Here is a 16,141-nt window from a genome sequence, read left to right as displayed (position 1 = left end):
TCAGTCCTCGATCAACGAACGGGCGAACACATTGCTCGCGGGCTGCATCAAGTATTGCAACAGCGTCCGCGCGCCCGTATTGACCAGCACTTCGACCGGCATTCCCGGCACCAGGGTAAGGTTGCCCAACGTCTGGCGCCCTTTGTCCGTCAGGGCTACGCGCGCCAGGTAATAAGCCGTGCCTGTGTCCTTGTTGATCAGACGGTCGGCGGAAATCTGCACCAGCCGCCCCTCGATGACGGGCGTGGTGCTGCTCTTGAATGCGCTGAAGCGAATGTCCGCCAACTTGCCCAACGCGATGCGGTCGATGTCCATCGGCGACACTTGCGCCTCGACGATCAATTCCTCGTTGGCCGGGACGATGTCCAGCAGCGCAGTGCCCGGGCTGACCACGGCACCGAGGGTGTGGACGGTCATGCCCATGACCATTCCGGACTCGGGGGCGAGGATATCGGTACGTTGATCGCGGTCCTGCAAGGTGGCCAGTCGTTCGCGCAACTCATACACCTTGGTCCGCGCATCGCCCAGCAGGCCGGCCACTTCGCTGGCGAAGGCCTTTTTCAATTGCAGGATCTTCAACTGCGCCTCGTCGACATGGACCCGCGCTTGCGCGATCTCGGACTGGCTTTCGGCTATTTCGGTTTGCAGGCGAGCGAGGCTGCGCTCCTGCTCACGCAGGCGCTGCTTGTCCACGTAGCCTTCGGCAAGCAGTGCCCGCAGATCGACTATTTCGTCTTGATAAGAGGCCGCCAGCATCTGCTTGCTGGCAATGATGGCCTTGAATCCGCGAATCTGTTCCTCGATTTGTCCGATGGTCTTCTCTTGCAAACCGATTTCGCCCAGCAATGAGGTCCGTCGAGTCTGGAAAATTCGTGCTTCACTGTCCCGGGCCTCTTGTACTCGCGGGTCAGCGGGGTCCAGGGTCGGCACCGCCACAGGCTCGGACAGCGCGTCACGTTCTGCCTCCAACCGGGCCTGTAACTGGAGCGCGGCGATCAACTGGCTGCGCGTCGTTTCCATTTCCGAACGCGCCTGGGTGTTGTCGAGCACCAGCAACACATCGCCGGTTTTCACCAGGTCCCCGTCGTGGACGCGCAGTTCGCGCACGATGCCACCTTCCAAGTGCTGCACCGTCTTGCGGTAACTTTTGACCGTGACCACGCCCGGCGCGAGTGCCGAGCTGTCGAGGGGGGCCAATGCCGCCCAGCCACCGAACAGGCCAAAGGTGACCAGCAGCATGAGGTAGCCGACGCGGCGTATCGGCCTGTCATCGACGGGCAACGCAGTGGATGAGTGCTGACTGTTTTGCATGAAATGGCTCATCCGTTTCCTACGGTTGAATCGCGGCAGCCTGGCGGGCCGCGGGTGTTACGTCTCGCAGGCGTGCCAAGACCTGGTCCCGTGGCCCGAACAGACTCAGTTCGCCATGATTGAGCACCAGCAGCTTGTCCACCTGCGCCAGCACGCCGGATCGATGGGTAATGACAAATACCGTGGCCCTGCTCTGCCTGAGCTTTTGCAGCGCCTCGGCGAGCATTTTTTCTCCGGCATCGTCCAGGTTGGAGTTGGGTTCATCGAGCACCACCAGGCGCGGCTCACCGTACAAGGCGCGGGCCAGGCCGATACGTTGTCGCTGGCCGCCGGACAACCCACCGCCATTGGCACCGATCAGGCTGTCGTAGCCATCGGGCAGTTGCAGAATCAACTCATGTACGCCCGCCATGCGCGCGGCGGCGACCACGGCAGGTGCGTTCACCGGGCCGAAGCGGGAAATGTTCTGGCTGATCGTGCCTTCGAAGAGCTCGATGTCCTGGGGCAGATAACCGATGTACTGGCCCAACTCCTCCCGACGCCATTGGCTGATGTCCGCACCGTCCAGGCGCACGGTGCCGACCAGGCTTGGCCAGACGCCCAACAACGCCCTGGCCAGGGTCGACTTCCCCGCACCGCTGGGTCCAATGATGCCCACGACCTCGCCTGCGGCCACCTGGAAATTCACACCACGGATAATCGGTTTGCGAGCGTCCGGCGATCCCGCCGAAAGATCCTCGACGCGAATCGCCCCTTCGGGCGCCGGCAACGGCATGCGTTCAGGCTCGGCGGCAATCTTGAGCAGCAACTCGTGCAGTCGTGCATATTGCGAGCGGGCGCCCAGGAAGCCTTTCCAGACGCCGATCAACTGATCGATGGGCGCCAACGCACGCCCTAGCAAAATCGAGCCGGCAATCATCAGCCCGGACGAAATCTCGTGATTGATCGTCAAATAGGCGCCCAGGCCCAGCACCAGCGACTGAACGATCTGCCGGAACGTCCTGGACACCGATGTCATGGTCGCGGCACGGTCGCTGGCCAGGCTTTGCAGGGCGAGAATCTTATGGGTTCGCCCGCTCCAGTGCTCGCGCAAGCTGGCAAGCATGCCCATGGATTCCACCACTTCGGCATTGCGCAAGCTTTTGTTGGTGAACGCAGTGGCCGCCATTTGTTCACGGTTGGCAGCCTGCAGCGGCGAGTGGGTGAGCTTTTCGTTGGCAAAGGCCAGCGCGCCCAGCAACACGGCACTCACGATCCCCATCCAGCCGTACCAGGAGTGAAACATGAACATGACAGCCAGGTAGATCGGGATCCACGGCGCATCGAAAAATGCAAACAGCCCGTTGCCCGTCAGGAACTGGCGCAAACCGTTCAGGTCGCTCAAGGGCTGGGCCGTGGCATTCATGCCACTGGTATTGAGCGCCTGCTTGAAACTGGCGTCGAACAGACGCTGGCTCAGCAGCGTGTCCAGTCGAGTACTGATCCGCACCATGATTCGCGAACGGACCCACTCCAAACCACCCATCGTGATCATCAACAGCAACATGATCAGCGTCAGCATCAACAGCGTCGACAGGCTGGCGCTGCCTACCGCGCGGTCATACACCTGTAGCATGTAGAACGAAGGAACCAGCATCAGCAAGTTGACAAAAAAACTGAAAAAACCAACGGAAAGAAAACTACCTTTGCAGACGGCAAGGGCGCCTTCCAGTTCGGTCCTGGCGTGGGCTGACATGGTTCATCACCTGAGGTCCGATTCTGGTCAAACCTGAAAAATCACAAGGGCACAGGCACGCGAACGCCTGGAATACCGCTCGGCGGGTACCACTGGAGCGCCCGCACAATCGGATCTACCGCGTTGTATCGGCACGGTTTTGCAGTTCTTAAGGAAAGATCGAAATTGGCGTGACAGGTGATACGCCACGCGGGTGGCCCTGCGCGGCGGGCGACACAAGATCAAATACTCAAGTCTCAGCCTCCCAACGACGAAACAACACGCTGGCATTGACTCCACCGAACCCAAACCCATTGGAGAGCGCATGGGTAATCGGCATCTTCCTGGCCTTCAAGCCAACCAGATCAAGCCCAGCGGCAGCCTCGTCAGGATGAATCAGGTTCAGGGTTGGCGGCACGATCTGGTCACGCAGCGCCAATACCGTGAAAACGGCTTCAATGCCCCCGGCCGCGCCCAGCAGGTGGCCGGTAGCCGATTTAGTCGAGGTAATCGCCACCCCGGAGTGCGTGCCGAACACCGAACGAATCGCCGCCAGTTCTCCGCTGTCGCCGACCTGGGTAGAGGTCGCGTGAGCATTGATATGCTGCACGTCGGCTGGGCTGACAGCGGCCTGGCGCAGCGCCTGTTCCATTGCGCGGCGGGCGCCGTTGCCGTCTTCCGGGCCGGCCGTCAGGTGGTAGGCATCGGCGCTGGTGCCATAACCGACCAGTTCCGCCAGGGGCTTGGCCCCACGCGCCAAGGCGTGTTCCAGCGACTCGATCACCAGCAACCCCGCGCCTTCGGCCATGACAAAGCCATCGCGATCACGGTCGAAGGGGCGCGAAGCTTCCTGCGGGCGTTCGGCAAAACCGGTGGAGAGCGCCCTGGCCGCCGCGAAACAACCCAGGGTCACGCGATCGATCGCCGCCTCGGTACCGCCGCAAACGGCAATGTCCGCCTCCCCGCTCCTGATCAGCCGGGCCGCGTCGCCGATGGCCTGGACGCCGGCGGCACAGGCGGTTACCGGTGCACCGAGGGGGCCTTTGAGGCCATGCCGGATGGACACGTGGCCGGCCGCCATGTTGGCGAGAAACGCCGGTGCAGAGAACGGTGACAGCCGACGCGGCCCCCGCGAGTCGGTGGTGCGTATGGCATCGGCAATGGCGCCAAACCCACCCACGCCCGATGAAATGATCGTCGCGGTCCGCTCCTGGTCGACGGTTTCGGTCGGATGCCAGCCCGCCTGCTCCAGGGCCTCATGGGCGGCCACCAGCGCAAACTCGATGAAGCGATCCATTTTCTTGCGATCCTTGGGCGCGATAAAGCGTTCCGGGTCATAACCGGCAACAGAATCCTCTTCCAGAGAGGGCACCTGGCCGCCAACCCCGACGCCGGTCCCCTCAGTGAACGCCTCAGGCAGGCTACGGATGCCGGAACGCCCAGCCAGCAGCCGCTGCCAGACTTGCTCCACACCACAACCCAGGGGGCCGACGATGCCGACGCCCGTGACTACAATGCGTGTTTGACCTGCTGCACTACTCATGGAAACCTCTTCAGTTCTGTAGGCGCTCACTGGAGCGGTATGCGATTAATCGCTTATGCCAGGGTTGCTGTTTCAGTTTGAACGGTATTGACCGGACGGATCTTGAACCAGATGGCATACATCGCCGGCAGGAACACCAGCGTTATGATGGTGCCGACGAAGGTGCCGCCGATCAGGGTGTAGGCCAGCGTTCCCCAGAAAACGGAATGGGTCAGCGGGATGAATGCCAGGATCGCCGCCAGCGCCGTCAGCAGCACCGGACGAGCCCGCTGCACCGTGGCCTCAATGACCGCGTGGAACGGGTCCAGCCCCTCCTTTGCGTTCTGATGGATCTGCCCGATCAGGATCAGCGTGTTGCGCATCAGGATGCCCGACAGCGCAATCAGCCCCACCAGGGCGTTGATGCCAAATGGCTGGTGGAAAATCAGCAGCGTCGGCACCACGCCGATCAACCCCAGCGGCGCAGTGAAGAACACCATGATCATGGCCGAGATCGAGCGCACCTGGACGATGATGATCAGCAGCGTCAGGGCAATCATGATCGGCACCAGCGGCACGATGGCCTGGCCGGCTTTGCCAGACTCCTCGATGGCCCCCGCCTGCTCGATCCGGTAGCCGCCGGGCAGCGTGTCGATGATCGGTTGCAGTTGCTTGATAATTGCACTCGACACATCCGGCGGTTGCAGGCCTTCGGCAATGTCGCCGCGCACGGTAATGGTCGGGGTCCGGTCACGGCGGCGCAGGATCGGATCCTCCATGCGCACGTCCACTTCGCCAACCTGGGACAACGGAATACGCTGCCCCGCCGCGCCCACCAGCGTAAAGCCCTCGATCCGGGCCGGATCGAGGCGGATATCCCCGGCGGCGCGTCCCATCACCTGCACCGAACGAATGTCCTCGCGAACCGCCGTGATCGGCACCCCGGCCAGCAGGAATTGCAGTTGCTCGGCGACGGCGCTGGACGTCAGTCCAACCGCCTGCAAGCGATCCTGGTCCAGATTGAAATGCAACGTCGGCGTCAGTGGGCCCCAATCGGTGTTGACGGTCCTCATCATCGGATTGGCTTGCATGACGTCTTGGACGCGGCTTGCGATCTCCCGCAGTTTCGACGGGTCAGGTCCCATCACCCGGTAGGCCACTGGAAAGGGTGAGTACGGACCAAAGACAATTTGCGTCGCCCTGACCCGTGCCTCCGGGGCCAGCCCTTCAGCGACCGCTTCGCGCAGGCGGAGCTTGAGGGCTTCCCGTGCTTCCTGGTTGTCTGTCAGCACCACGATCTTGGCGAACGATGGGTCCGGCAGTTCTGGCGCGATCGCCAGGAAAAAGCGCGGTGCGCCCTGCCCGATGTAAGCCGTGATGATCTTGGCTTGCGCCTGTTTTTGCAGCCACGCCTCAACCTTGGCGGTGGCGGCGCTGGTCTGCTCGATGGAGGTGCCATAGGGCATTTGTACTTCGATCATGACCTCGGGACGGTCCGAGGTCGGGAAGAACTGCTTCTTGACCTGGCCCATGCCCAGGATGGCGACCACAAACAGTGTGATGACGGTGCCGGCCACCAGCCATTTGCGGGCGATCACCCGCGTCAGGATTCGCCGGAAGCGGTTGTAGCGTGGGGTGTCGTAGATGGCCGCTTGCCCGCCTTCGACCTTCTTGATGTCCGGCAACATCTTCACCCCCAGGTAGGGGGTGAACGCTACCGCGACCACCCAGGAAGCGATCAGGGCAATGCCGACGATCCAGAACATGTTGCTGGTGTATTCGCCAGCGGTGGACTGGGCGAAGCCGTTGGGCATGAAGCCGATCGCCGTCACCAGCGTACCGGACAGCATTGGTGCGGCCGTGTGGCTCCAGGCGTACGCGGAGGCCTTGATCCGGTCGTAGCCCTCCTCCATTTTCACCACCATCATTTCGATCGCGATGATGGCGTCGTCCACCAGCAATCCGAGGGCCAGAATCAGCGAGCCCAGAGTGATCCGGTCGAAGTTCTTGCCGGTGGCCGCCATCACCACAAACACGATGGCCAGGGTCAAGGGTACTGCCGCCGCGACCACGATCCCGACGTGCCAGCCCATACTGATGAAGCAGACGACCATCACCACCAGCAAGGCAACGAAGAACTTGACCATGAATTCGTCGACAGCCGAGTTGATGTTCACCGCCTGATCGGTCACCTTGGTCAGCGTCATGCCCAGCGGCATGTCTTCATTGATCTTGCTCGTCTCGGCATCGAGCGCCTTGCCCAGATCGAGGCCGTTCCACCCCTCGCGCATGATCACGCCCAGCAACAACGCTTCTTCGCCGTTGTTGCGCACCAGGAAGGTGGCCGGGTCTTCATAGCCACGTTCAACCGTCGCCACGTCCGAGAGCTTCAACGTGCGCCCCTGGATGGCCAGCGGCGTGTCACGAATTTTCTCCAATTTATCGAAGGCGCCCTCCACCCGCAGGAAAACCTGCGGCCCCTTGGTTTCGATGGAGCCGGCGGGCGTCAGTACGTTCTGGCTATTCAGTGCGGCGAAGATGTCCTGGGGGGAAACACCCAAGGTCGCCAGCCGGTCATGGGAGAAGGAAACGAAAATGCGCTCGGCCTGTTCCCCGATGATGTTGACCTTCTTCACCCCCGCCACATGCAACAGGCGCTGGCGCAGAACCTCGGCATCACGTACCAGCAGGCGTTGCGGTTCACCCTTGGCCTTGAGGGCAAACAGCGCAAACGTCACGTCCGAGTACTCGTCGTTGACCAGTGGCCCGATCACCCCCGCCGGCAACTTGGTGGCTTCGTCGTCGAGCTTCTTGCGCGCCTGGTAGAACTCTTCCTGCACCTGCGAGGGCGGCGTACGGTCCAGCAGCGAGACCATGGTGAAAGCCAGGCCGGGTCGGGTGTAGGTTTCCGAGCGGTCGTACCATTTCAATTCCTGCAGGCGCTTTTCCAGTGGCTCGGCGACCTGATCCTGCATCTCCTGCGCCGTCGCCCCCGGCCATGCTGTGATGACGGTCAGTTGCTTGACTGTGAACGGCGGATCTTCCGCGCGGCCAAGCTTGAAGAACGCCAGGGTCCCGGCGACGGCGATCAGGAAAATCAGGAATACCGTGATGGCGCGCTCGCGCACGGCGAGCGCCGAAAGGTTGAAGCTCATTGACGGGTCCCCGCGACGTTCACATCACCCTGCGCAAGCAGCCGGACGGGCTCGCCTTCACGCAGCAGATGCGCACCCAGGCCGACAATGCGCTCACCGACGTTGAGACGGCCTGCAACGCGCGCCGCGTCGTCACTCAAGCCCAAGACCTGGACGGGACGCCAAGTCACTTTTGCCGGTTCGCCGTCGATGACCCACACGCCCGTGCCATTGCCGGGGTCGTAAAGCGCCGCAATCGGTACTTGCAGCACCTGCCCCTGGGTCACGCCCTCGGCGATACGCAGCGTGACGGTCGAGCCCAGCGGGGCATTAGCCAGGGCGCCCTCCAGGACATAGCGTGCTTCAAAGGTACGGGTCACCCGGTCAGCCGACTCGGAAAGCAGGCGGAGCTTGGCGGCGACCGCCCCGCGGGTGTTGCCATACAATGTCGCCTGGGCGCTGGACCCGACGGCCGGCCGCAAGGTCTCGGGCAGTTGCACGACGGCTTCGCGCTGCCCGGCTCGGGCCAGTCGGACCACCGGCTGACCCGGACTGACGACCTGCCCCGGCTCGGCAAGCGTTTCCATCACCACACCATCGGCGTCGGCGAGGAGCACCGCATAGCCGGACGCATTGCGGGCCACGTCGGCTTGCGCCTCGGCGGCGCTGAGCTGCGCCTTCGCGGTATCGGCGGCGGCTTTGATCTGGTCATAGCCCGACGCCGAAATCGCCCCGGCGGCCACCAGCTCGCGATATCGAGCCTCATCGTCCGCGGTCTGCTTGGCCCGGGCGCGGGCGGCCGTGACAGCCTCTTGCTGGGCTCGCGCCTGCAAGCCCAGGTCGATGGGGTCCAGACGCATCAGCGGCTGGCCCTTCTTGACGGCCTGACCGGCATCCACCAACCGCTCCAGGACCTTGCCTGACACACGAAAGCCCAGGTCGCTCTGGACGCGGGCCGCCACGACGCCGGTGAAGGAACGAGCGCCGGCGGAGGAACCCTGTACTTGCGCAACCCTCACCAGAGGAGCAAGCGTGCGCGGATCGGTGGCAGTGGATGAGTCGCCACACGCCGTGAGGACAAGAGGCAACACGCAAGCGGCAAGGGTGACAGGTCGGAGCCGGAGCATAGGTTCCCTTTACTGAATGGAGGATTGGGAACTCATTCTTGCGCTCGTGACCAATACTGTCAATGGTCACATATCGCTGGGTAGTTTATGAAAGCTAATTTTTTACAGAAACCCAGTAAATACTAGACTTTCAATTCCGAAGACCACTTCCACCACCAATTGACAGAGTGTGACCATCATATAATATGGTCACAAATGTTGATCCCAAGGAAACGTCAATGCCACCCCTGCGCCCCCTTGCTTTTTTAGTAAGCGCCAGCTTGATGACCGGCTGCGCGGTCGGTCCGGACTATCAGCGCCCCGATGCCGCGCTGTCGGATCGTTTTCTGGGCCAGTCTTCTGTCGAACAAAGGACCGGCACAACACGGACCAGTCTCACAGTCTGGTGGGAGGGTTTTGGCGACCCGGTGCTGACCGATTTCATCACCAGGGCGCTGGAGCAGAACCTCGACCTTGCCCAGGCCTTAGCGCGCGTTGCCCAAGCGCGGGCAGGTCTCGGCGCCGCCAACGCCGCCATGCTGCCGTCGGGAAATATCAGCGGCCAGGCCGCACGGGCCTATCAATCCGTCGAGACGCCGCTGGGCAAGGTGCTCGATTCAACCCCCGGTTATGATCGATATGGAAATACCTACTCGATGGACCTGGGCGCGAGCTGGGAACTGGATGTCTTTGGTGGCCTGCGACGCGGACGCGAAGCTGCATTGGCCGAGTACCAGGCCTCCGAGGCCGGGGCCGCGGCCACGAGGCTGGCCGTCGCCGCACAGACCGCTGACATCTACATCACCCTGCGCGGCTTGCAAGCGCGACTGGACATTGCGAACCGTCAGGTCAAGACCCAGCAGGACCTGCTGGAAAAAGTCCAGCTGCTCTACAGCAAAGGGCTCGCCGCCAGCTATCAGGTCCGCCAGACCGAGGGCGCACTTGCCCAGGTCCAAGCAACGGTACCGGTCCTGCAAACCGGGCTGGATGCCGCCATGAATGCGCTGGATGTCATGCTCGGCACGCCGCCAGGCACCCACCGCCCGCGACTGACCGAGACGGCTAGCATTCCCCTGCCCCCACAAATCAGCGAGATGGGTACGCCGGCTGATTTGCTGCGCCGCCGGCCGGACCTCATTGTCGCCGAGCGCCGTCTGGCCGCCTCCAATGCCCGCATCGGTGAAGCCGTCGCCGAGTACTATCCAAAATTTTCCCTCAGCGCGTTGCTCGGCAGCGCCACTACGGTCTCTGCCGGGCACCTTTTCTCCGGCGGCGCCAGCCAGGCGTCGGGGGCACTGGGACTGCGCTGGAGGCTGTTCGATTTTGGCCGGATCAACGCCCAGATCGACCAGGCCAAGGGACAGGAGGCCGAGGCGCTGGCCGCTTACCGCCAGTCCGCGTTGCGCGCCACCGAGGATGTCGAGAATGCCTTCTCCGCCTTGGTCAACCGAGAAGCCCAGGCCACCACGCTCAGCGCAGGCGAAGCATCATTGAGCGAGGCCCGTCGATCATCCTTTATTGCCTATCAGAAAGGCACGGCCAGCCTGATCGATGTCCTCAACGCCGACGAAACACTGCTCCAGGCATCCGATGCCCGGGCACAAGCACGGACGGAATCGGCACGGGCGGCGGTCGCGGCATTCAGGGCGCTCGGCGGCGGCTGGCAAGCGCCGCAGCCACCCCAGCCCATCGCGAGCCGATGATCTGACATGAACACCAGGCTGTCATCGCGAGCAAGCTCGCTCCCCCAGGGTTAACGCTCATTTCCTGTGGGAGCGAGCTTGCTCGCGATCAGTCAATCACAACTATTTTCAATCTTGGCAACCGGAGTCCAGCCACATGAAAACCAACGAGAATTCCTGGGTGCTCATCACGGGCGCTTCAAGCGGCTTTGGCGAGGAGTTCGCCCGGCAATACGCAGCGCAGGGGAAATCCCTCGTTCTGGTAGCCCGCAGGCTGGACAAACTAGAAGCGCTGTCAAAAGAACTGCGTGAGCGTTTTGGCATCGAGGTGATCAACGAACAAGTCGACCTGTCTTCGATTCCGGCAGTCATCGAACTGCACAAGCGGCTGGTTCAACAGGGTATTGCGGTCGATGTGCTCATCAACAACGCCGGCCATGGATTGCAGGGCCCGTTCCTGGACCACGCCATTGACCAATCCCTGGCAATGATCAATCTGGACATCGCCAGCCTGACCACCATGACTCGCCTCTTTGCCCAGGACATGCGCATCCGCCGCCGCGGCCACATTTTGCAGGTCGCCAGCTTGCTTTCCTATCAAGGCGTGAAAAATTTCGCCGTCTATTCAGCGGCCAAGGCCTACGTGCTGCGCTTCTCCGAGGCACTGCATCAGGAACTCAAGGGCGACGGTGTCGTCGTGACCGCACTGTGCCCAGGCATGTCGGATACCGGGTTTGCGCAGAGTGCCAACCAGACCCTCACGCCAGCGCTGAAAATGGTGATGATGCAACCCGAGCCCGTGGTTCGCGCAGGCATCCGCGCCCTGCAAGCCGGGCGCATGAGTGTGGTACCCGGCTTCGGCAACAAGGCGCTCACGGTGTTGACCTGGGCCACGCCACGCCGATTTCACCAGCGTCTCATGGCGAATGTCATGGGGGCATGAATGCGCTGCGGCGAAGGACCGGGAGCCACAATGGCTCCCGGCACACGCCCTATTGCGTTAGAAGCGATAGCTGACTGAAGTACCAAAACCGCTGGCACTGTTCCGGTATTTGGAACTGTATGCGCCACGGGTCGACGAGGTTTCGTTGATGCGCACGCTTTCTTCCTGCAAGTAGGAGTAAGCCACATCGATCGTCACCTCTTCCACTGGCGTCCAGCCGGCACCGAAGCTGAGCACCGTGCGGTCGCCGGTTGGTATCCGAGGCCCACGATTGGTGTTGTTGGCGGGCGACTGGTCGACCGACAGGCCCGCGCGCAGGCCCCATTGATCGTTGAGCTTATACGCGGCACCGATGGCATGGGCCCAGGTGTCATGCCAGTTCTGTTCTTCGCTGACGGTGCTCAACGCGCCGCTCAGCAGCGCAGGCAGGCCGGAGTTCTCGATGGTCAACTCTTTGAAGCGGCTCCAGCGCGTCCAGGTACTTCCCAGATACATCGTCCAGTCGTCATTGAGCTGATGAGTGACCGAGATGTCCACGGACTCCGGAGTATCCACATCCAGCGACGCGTCATAGCTGCGGCCGCTTACCCCCAACACGCTGAAAATGCCGCCGGTGAGCTTGGACTTGGCGTCCAGGTGGTAACTGACCTTGGAATGGTAAGTCAGCCCCAGGCGAGTCCGGTCCGTCGCCTGCACCAGGATGCCGGCGTTGAAGCCGAGCGCCGTATCGTCGCCATTGCTCTTGAGCTTACCGTCGTTACTGCCGGGGCTGAGGGGATTGGGCACCATCCCGGAGATCTCACCACTGATCCGATTGATGGTCGGACCGAACCCGATCGATACCTTGTCGTTGAAGGCATAGCTGACGGTAGGCTGGAAGGTCAGCGTCGTCACTTCGCTTTTGTTGCCGTAATAACGCCCGGCAAAGTCGCTGCCGTAATCGGTGATCAAACCAAATGGCACATAAAAACCGACGCCGACAGCCCAATGCTCATCCACCGGCTTGACGTAGTAACCCATCGGCACCGTGGTGGTCGGCACCATGTCACCATCCTCTCGGCCACCGAAAGTGCTGCGGGTCTGACTGATATCGCTCTGGGTAAACAGTGTCGCAGCGCCCAGGCTGACCTGCTCTTTCCTCAAGCGAGACATGCCCGCCGGGTTGCCGAAGACAGTACTGGCATCTTCAGCGGAAGAGGAACGCCCGGCAAAACCCGCGCCCATCCCACTGATGCTTTGTTCGTTCAGCGCGAAGCCGCTGGCAAATACTTGGGACGTTGCAAGCGCAACGGCGAGACTCATGGGGGTCTTGAGCAAGATTTTTTTCATTATTAGGACTCTAGGAGCAACTGCTGGGGGAACGGTTTGTTTTTCTGCTAGGTAAAAATCGCCACGGTCTGACGCGCCCAAAGCACCCGCCGACCGCTTTCGTCCCAGATCTCCATATCCTGTAGCGAGTAGCCTTCCAAGGCTTGCTGACTGAACGAGCTGATGAGGAACCATTCGCCGGTCACGGCGGGCTGCGGCAAATCGATTGTCCAGGAAGCCGAGCTGATGGCTGCCGGCTCTGTGAAGCAGGTCATCGCGGCGGGCGGCAGACTGTCAGCGAGGGCAATCAAAGCCACCGCCGGGTCCACCCCCTGGGCATCCAGGTGACGAACCCACATCAGTAACTCGGGATTTTTAGCCCCGGACACTGGCAGTGAACCACCCGCAGGGCGCATTTCGAAGTTGAAGGCGCAGGCAGGCGCAATGGTGTTGTCCAGCGCCAGCGTGGTGTACCGCGACGCCTCCTCCACCAACGGGCATCCCCATGCTTCATGGGTAATCCTGCTGGCTCGTGGTTGAGCGAACAGCAAAGTCGTGCGCAGAGCCAGCTCATCGCCCGACTTGCAATCGACAGACACCGAAGTCACGGATCGCCCTTCGCGCAAAACGCTTGTATCGAATGTCTGGGCTTGCGTGACCGGACCTATGAATGACACCTGCGCCGACTTGAACGGAGGAAAGCCCTGTGGGCGTTCGCGCAGAACCGCCTCCAACGACAGCGCCGCCGAAAGACCACCGAAGATCGTGCGACCCTGCTGCCAATTGGCTGGAGCAATGAACGGCACGCTCGGATCGAACTGCGCCAGCACCTGAGCAAAACTGGTCATTTGGACGTCTCCCGACTGGCCTGAACGTGAACCCGCTGATGCATCGCTAGAGGGATCACTTTGAAAGTCGATGCCATACTTATTCATGTGACCATTTGTGTCAATAGTCACTTTTCAGGCAAAAAGAGACCACCCAGTCGGGTACAACCCGAATGCACGGAAAGTCGTTTTTGAATCGGGACGGCTACTCGTCGCAGCCGTCCCTCAGGGCATCAGGCTACGCAGGATGAGGTTGGCGGTGAGCGTCGGCGCCACCTCGACATGATCGAGGCTGTACTGCAGCAATAGGGGGTTGACGAAAGGCCGAAGGGTCAGGTGTATCGCCTCAACGGTTTCATCCAGGGGCGTCTTGCGTTCGAACTCACCGCTTTCGCGCCCTTCCCGTACGACCTGCACCACGAATTGCTTGATCCGTGCGTCATACACCTGGGAGCTGGGCCAGCGCTCCGACGCGGAGAATGCGGCAATGTCGTAGAGCTTGCGATCATTGAAGAACAGATCGATCCCCGTGGTAATCAGGGTCTTGACCAGGCGGCGAAAGCGCTCGGTCGAAGAGAGCCCTTCCTCGCTGATGGCCTCCTCCACCGCCGCAACGATCTTCGCAAGACAGCTGGAGCAAATGGCTTCGCCAATCGCCTGCTTGGAATCGAAAAATTTGTAGATGTAGGCCTTGGAAAAGCCGATGGCCTTGGCCAGGTCAGACACGGTGGTCTTGGCGTAGCCGTATTGGCTGAAATGCTCGTTGGCCGCCGCGACAATCTGGTCGCGAATGTCATGGTCGGCTGGGCCGCGAGTGCTGGGCGAAGGTGATGTTGGCTGATTCATGGAAGCAGCTTACGCATCCCTGCGATGGATGACAACTTGTGACCACCCACGAATATCGTCACAAAACAGCCGTCCATCAGTTACGCACGCCTTGCTCCCTCGCCACAAGAACGCCCGATTCATCCGTGTCATTTGGCAAAAAGCTGGCTCATATCCTTGAAGGCCTTGAATTCAAGGGCATTGCCACACGGATCGAACAGGAACATCGTGGCTTGCTCGCCAACCTGCCCTCTGAAGCGGACGTAGGGTTCAATCACGAACTCCGTGCCGAAAGATCTCAATCGTTCAGCCAGTGCCTCCCACGCCTCCCAAGCCAAAACGACACCAAAGTGCGGGACAGGCACATCGTGCCCGTCCACCGGATTGCTCTGGGCGCTTTCCTGGAAAGCGGTCTTGGGTTGCTCATGAATCACCAGTTGGTGACCGTAGAAATTGAAATCGACCCACTGGCTACTGGAACGGCCTTCTTCCAGGCCAAACACTTCACCATAGAAAGTACGGGCGGCAGCAAGATCGTAAACTGGAATCGCCAGATGGAACGGAGAAAGGCTCATTGAGAGTCCTCTTACGTGTGGGGTTGGGCCATCCTAGCGCCGCGCTTGCGGTAAGAAAACCCTACAGACCGTGGCCAAGCGATGCTGGGAGCGGACGGTTTTTTCGCGGCAGGACCTTGCAGCGCAGGTCCGCCGTGCAGGTACACATCCAAATTGACGGCTTGCGCCGAGCAAATGATCTATACCTTCAGAAGCACAGTCGGGCCAAGGCGGCACTGACGTGATGGAATGGAGCGGTTGTGGCGAATCCTGCTGGATCGCTGCATCATGCGCTGCCTTATATAAGAAGCTGGCCTGTAGACGTTGTTTCCGGCGCCCCGTACGCCGGGATTGGCGCACCACTTTCAATGCCTGAAGTATCGTCCATGAGCCTGACTACACGCGTTTTGAACGCATCAACCAAAGCACTTTACCGGCTTTGTCTGTTACTGCCGCTGCTGGCTTCCCATGAGGCGAGCGCTGAGTCTCCGATCATTGAACTGCACATTCTCGACGCACCGCCGCTGACGTTCGTCAACGACCCCAGGGGTCACGGAATAGTGGGCGATGTCGCTGTGGCCGCAATGACCAGGGCCGGGTACACCGTAAAGATCCATGTGCTTCCCTGGGCCCGGGCGCAAAAGCATGTCAGTGAAGAACATGATCACTTGATCACCCCCCTGTCACGAATTCCCACTCGTGAGAATCGCTTCACCTGGATCGCCTCGATCATGCCCATGGAGCGCGCCTTTTTCAGCCTTGAGCGGCGGGTGAGCAGCTTCGCCCAAGCGAAAGAAACCTACCGCAAGATCGGCGTCGGCCTGGGCAGTGCACAGGAAGATATCCTGCGCGGCGAAGGGTTCAGCGATGAGCAGATCTATCCGTTGGCCATCGGCGACAATCCCGCTCAGATGCTGTTGATGGGGCGTATCGATGCCTGGTTCAACGGCGTGCCGGAGAGTCGTTACATCTGGCCGAAGGTGTCCAAGCGCAAGCTGCTCATGAGTTCGGTTGGCAGCAACGCCGACCTTTACCTGGCCTGCTCCAAGCAATGCTCGCCAGAAATGGTCGAGCATTTGCGCGACGCGGTTGAAGCGCTTCGCGCGGATGGAACCGTCAAGCGTATCCATGACGTTTATTTGCCGCGATAGGCTGTGGCGAGGGGAGCCGGACTAGAGCCCTCATCGATGGCTTATATCATTCTGAATGATAGTT

General features: G+C 61.2%; 12 protein-coding genes. 3 read left to right on the top strand and 9 right to left on the bottom strand.

What is annotated here, in order from left to right; translation table 11 throughout:
- From BT125_RS05305 to BT125_RS05285, 5 genes are all read right to left on the bottom strand, one after another.
- On the bottom strand, positions 1–1,311 hold the full coding sequence (locus tag BT125_RS05305; RefSeq protein WP_256573717.1) for an HlyD family type I secretion periplasmic adaptor subunit: 1,311 nt from the start codon (positions 1,309–1,311) through the stop codon (positions 1–3).
- A 19-nt stretch (positions 1,312–1,330) separates the two neighbouring features.
- Positions 1,331–3,046, bottom strand: a complete 1,716-nt coding sequence (locus BT125_RS05300; protein ID WP_072405506.1) for a type I secretion system permease/ATPase — start codon at positions 3,044–3,046, stop codon at positions 1,331–1,333.
- Positions 3,047–3,275: 229 nt separating this feature from the next.
- Positions 3,276–4,568, bottom strand: coding sequence for a beta-ketoacyl-ACP synthase II (fabF, locus tag BT125_RS05295; RefSeq protein ID WP_072405505.1), 1,293 nt, complete (start codon positions 4,566–4,568; stop codon positions 3,276–3,278).
- A 53-nt stretch (positions 4,569–4,621) separates the two neighbouring features.
- A complete protein-coding gene (locus tag BT125_RS05290; protein WP_072405504.1) occupies positions 4,622–7,702 on the bottom strand; it encodes an efflux RND transporter permease subunit in 3,081 nt (1,026 codons plus the stop codon).
- Complete coding sequence (locus BT125_RS05285; protein ID WP_072405503.1) at positions 7,699–8,808, bottom strand: efflux RND transporter periplasmic adaptor subunit; 1,110 nt, start codon at positions 8,806–8,808, stop codon at positions 7,699–7,701. The genes BT125_RS05290 and BT125_RS05285 overlap by 4 nt, the downstream gene beginning before the upstream one ends.
- Before the next feature lie 218 nt (positions 8,809–9,026).
- On the opposite strand from BT125_RS05285, the gene BT125_RS05280 reads away from it, so the two are divergent.
- Entirely contained in the window at positions 9,027–10,490 is a 1,464-nt protein-coding gene (locus BT125_RS05280) for an efflux transporter outer membrane subunit (RefSeq protein WP_072405502.1), read from the top strand.
- 136 nt (positions 10,491–10,626) lie between these two features.
- Positions 10,627–11,412, top strand: coding sequence for an SDR family NAD(P)-dependent oxidoreductase (locus BT125_RS05275; RefSeq protein WP_072405501.1), 786 nt, complete (start codon positions 10,627–10,629; stop codon positions 11,410–11,412).
- Between the two features lie 57 nt (positions 11,413–11,469).
- Here BT125_RS05275 and BT125_RS05270 read toward each other — a convergent pair whose 3' ends face one another.
- The 4 genes from BT125_RS05270 to BT125_RS05255 all read right to left on the bottom strand — a co-directional run bounded on the left by BT125_RS05270 (position 11,470) and on the right by BT125_RS05255 (position 14,947).
- Positions 11,470–12,741, bottom strand: a complete 1,272-nt coding sequence (locus tag BT125_RS05270) for an OmpP1/FadL family transporter (RefSeq protein WP_072405500.1) — start codon at positions 12,739–12,741, stop codon at positions 11,470–11,472.
- A gap of 47 nt (positions 12,742–12,788) precedes the next feature.
- Complete coding sequence (locus BT125_RS05265) at positions 12,789–13,568, bottom strand: thioesterase family protein (RefSeq protein WP_072405499.1); 780 nt, start codon at positions 13,566–13,568, stop codon at positions 12,789–12,791.
- Positions 13,569–13,772: 204 nt separating this feature from the next.
- Positions 13,773–14,393 carry a TetR/AcrR family transcriptional regulator gene (locus BT125_RS05260; protein ID WP_072405498.1) on the bottom strand — a complete coding sequence of 207 codons (621 nt, stop codon included), beginning with the start codon at positions 14,391–14,393 and terminating at the stop codon, positions 13,773–13,775.
- 128 nt (positions 14,394–14,521) lie between these two features.
- Positions 14,522–14,947, bottom strand: a complete 426-nt coding sequence (locus BT125_RS05255) for a VOC family protein (protein ID WP_072405497.1) — start codon at positions 14,945–14,947, stop codon at positions 14,522–14,524.
- A gap of 365 nt (positions 14,948–15,312) precedes the next feature.
- Between BT125_RS05255 and BT125_RS05250 the strand changes: the two genes are divergently transcribed.
- Positions 15,313–16,077, top strand: coding sequence for a substrate-binding periplasmic protein (locus BT125_RS05250; RefSeq protein WP_072405496.1), 765 nt, complete (start codon positions 15,313–15,315; stop codon positions 16,075–16,077).
- Positions 16,078–16,141 lie beyond the last annotated feature (64 nt).

It is taken from the genome of Pseudomonas sp. NFACC04-2 (assembly GCF_900119265.1).
In the GTDB taxonomy this organism is placed as follows: domain Bacteria; phylum Pseudomonadota; class Gammaproteobacteria; order Pseudomonadales; family Pseudomonadaceae; genus Aquipseudomonas; species Aquipseudomonas fluorescens_AA.
This window is presented reverse-complemented; position numbering and strand designations above follow the sequence as displayed.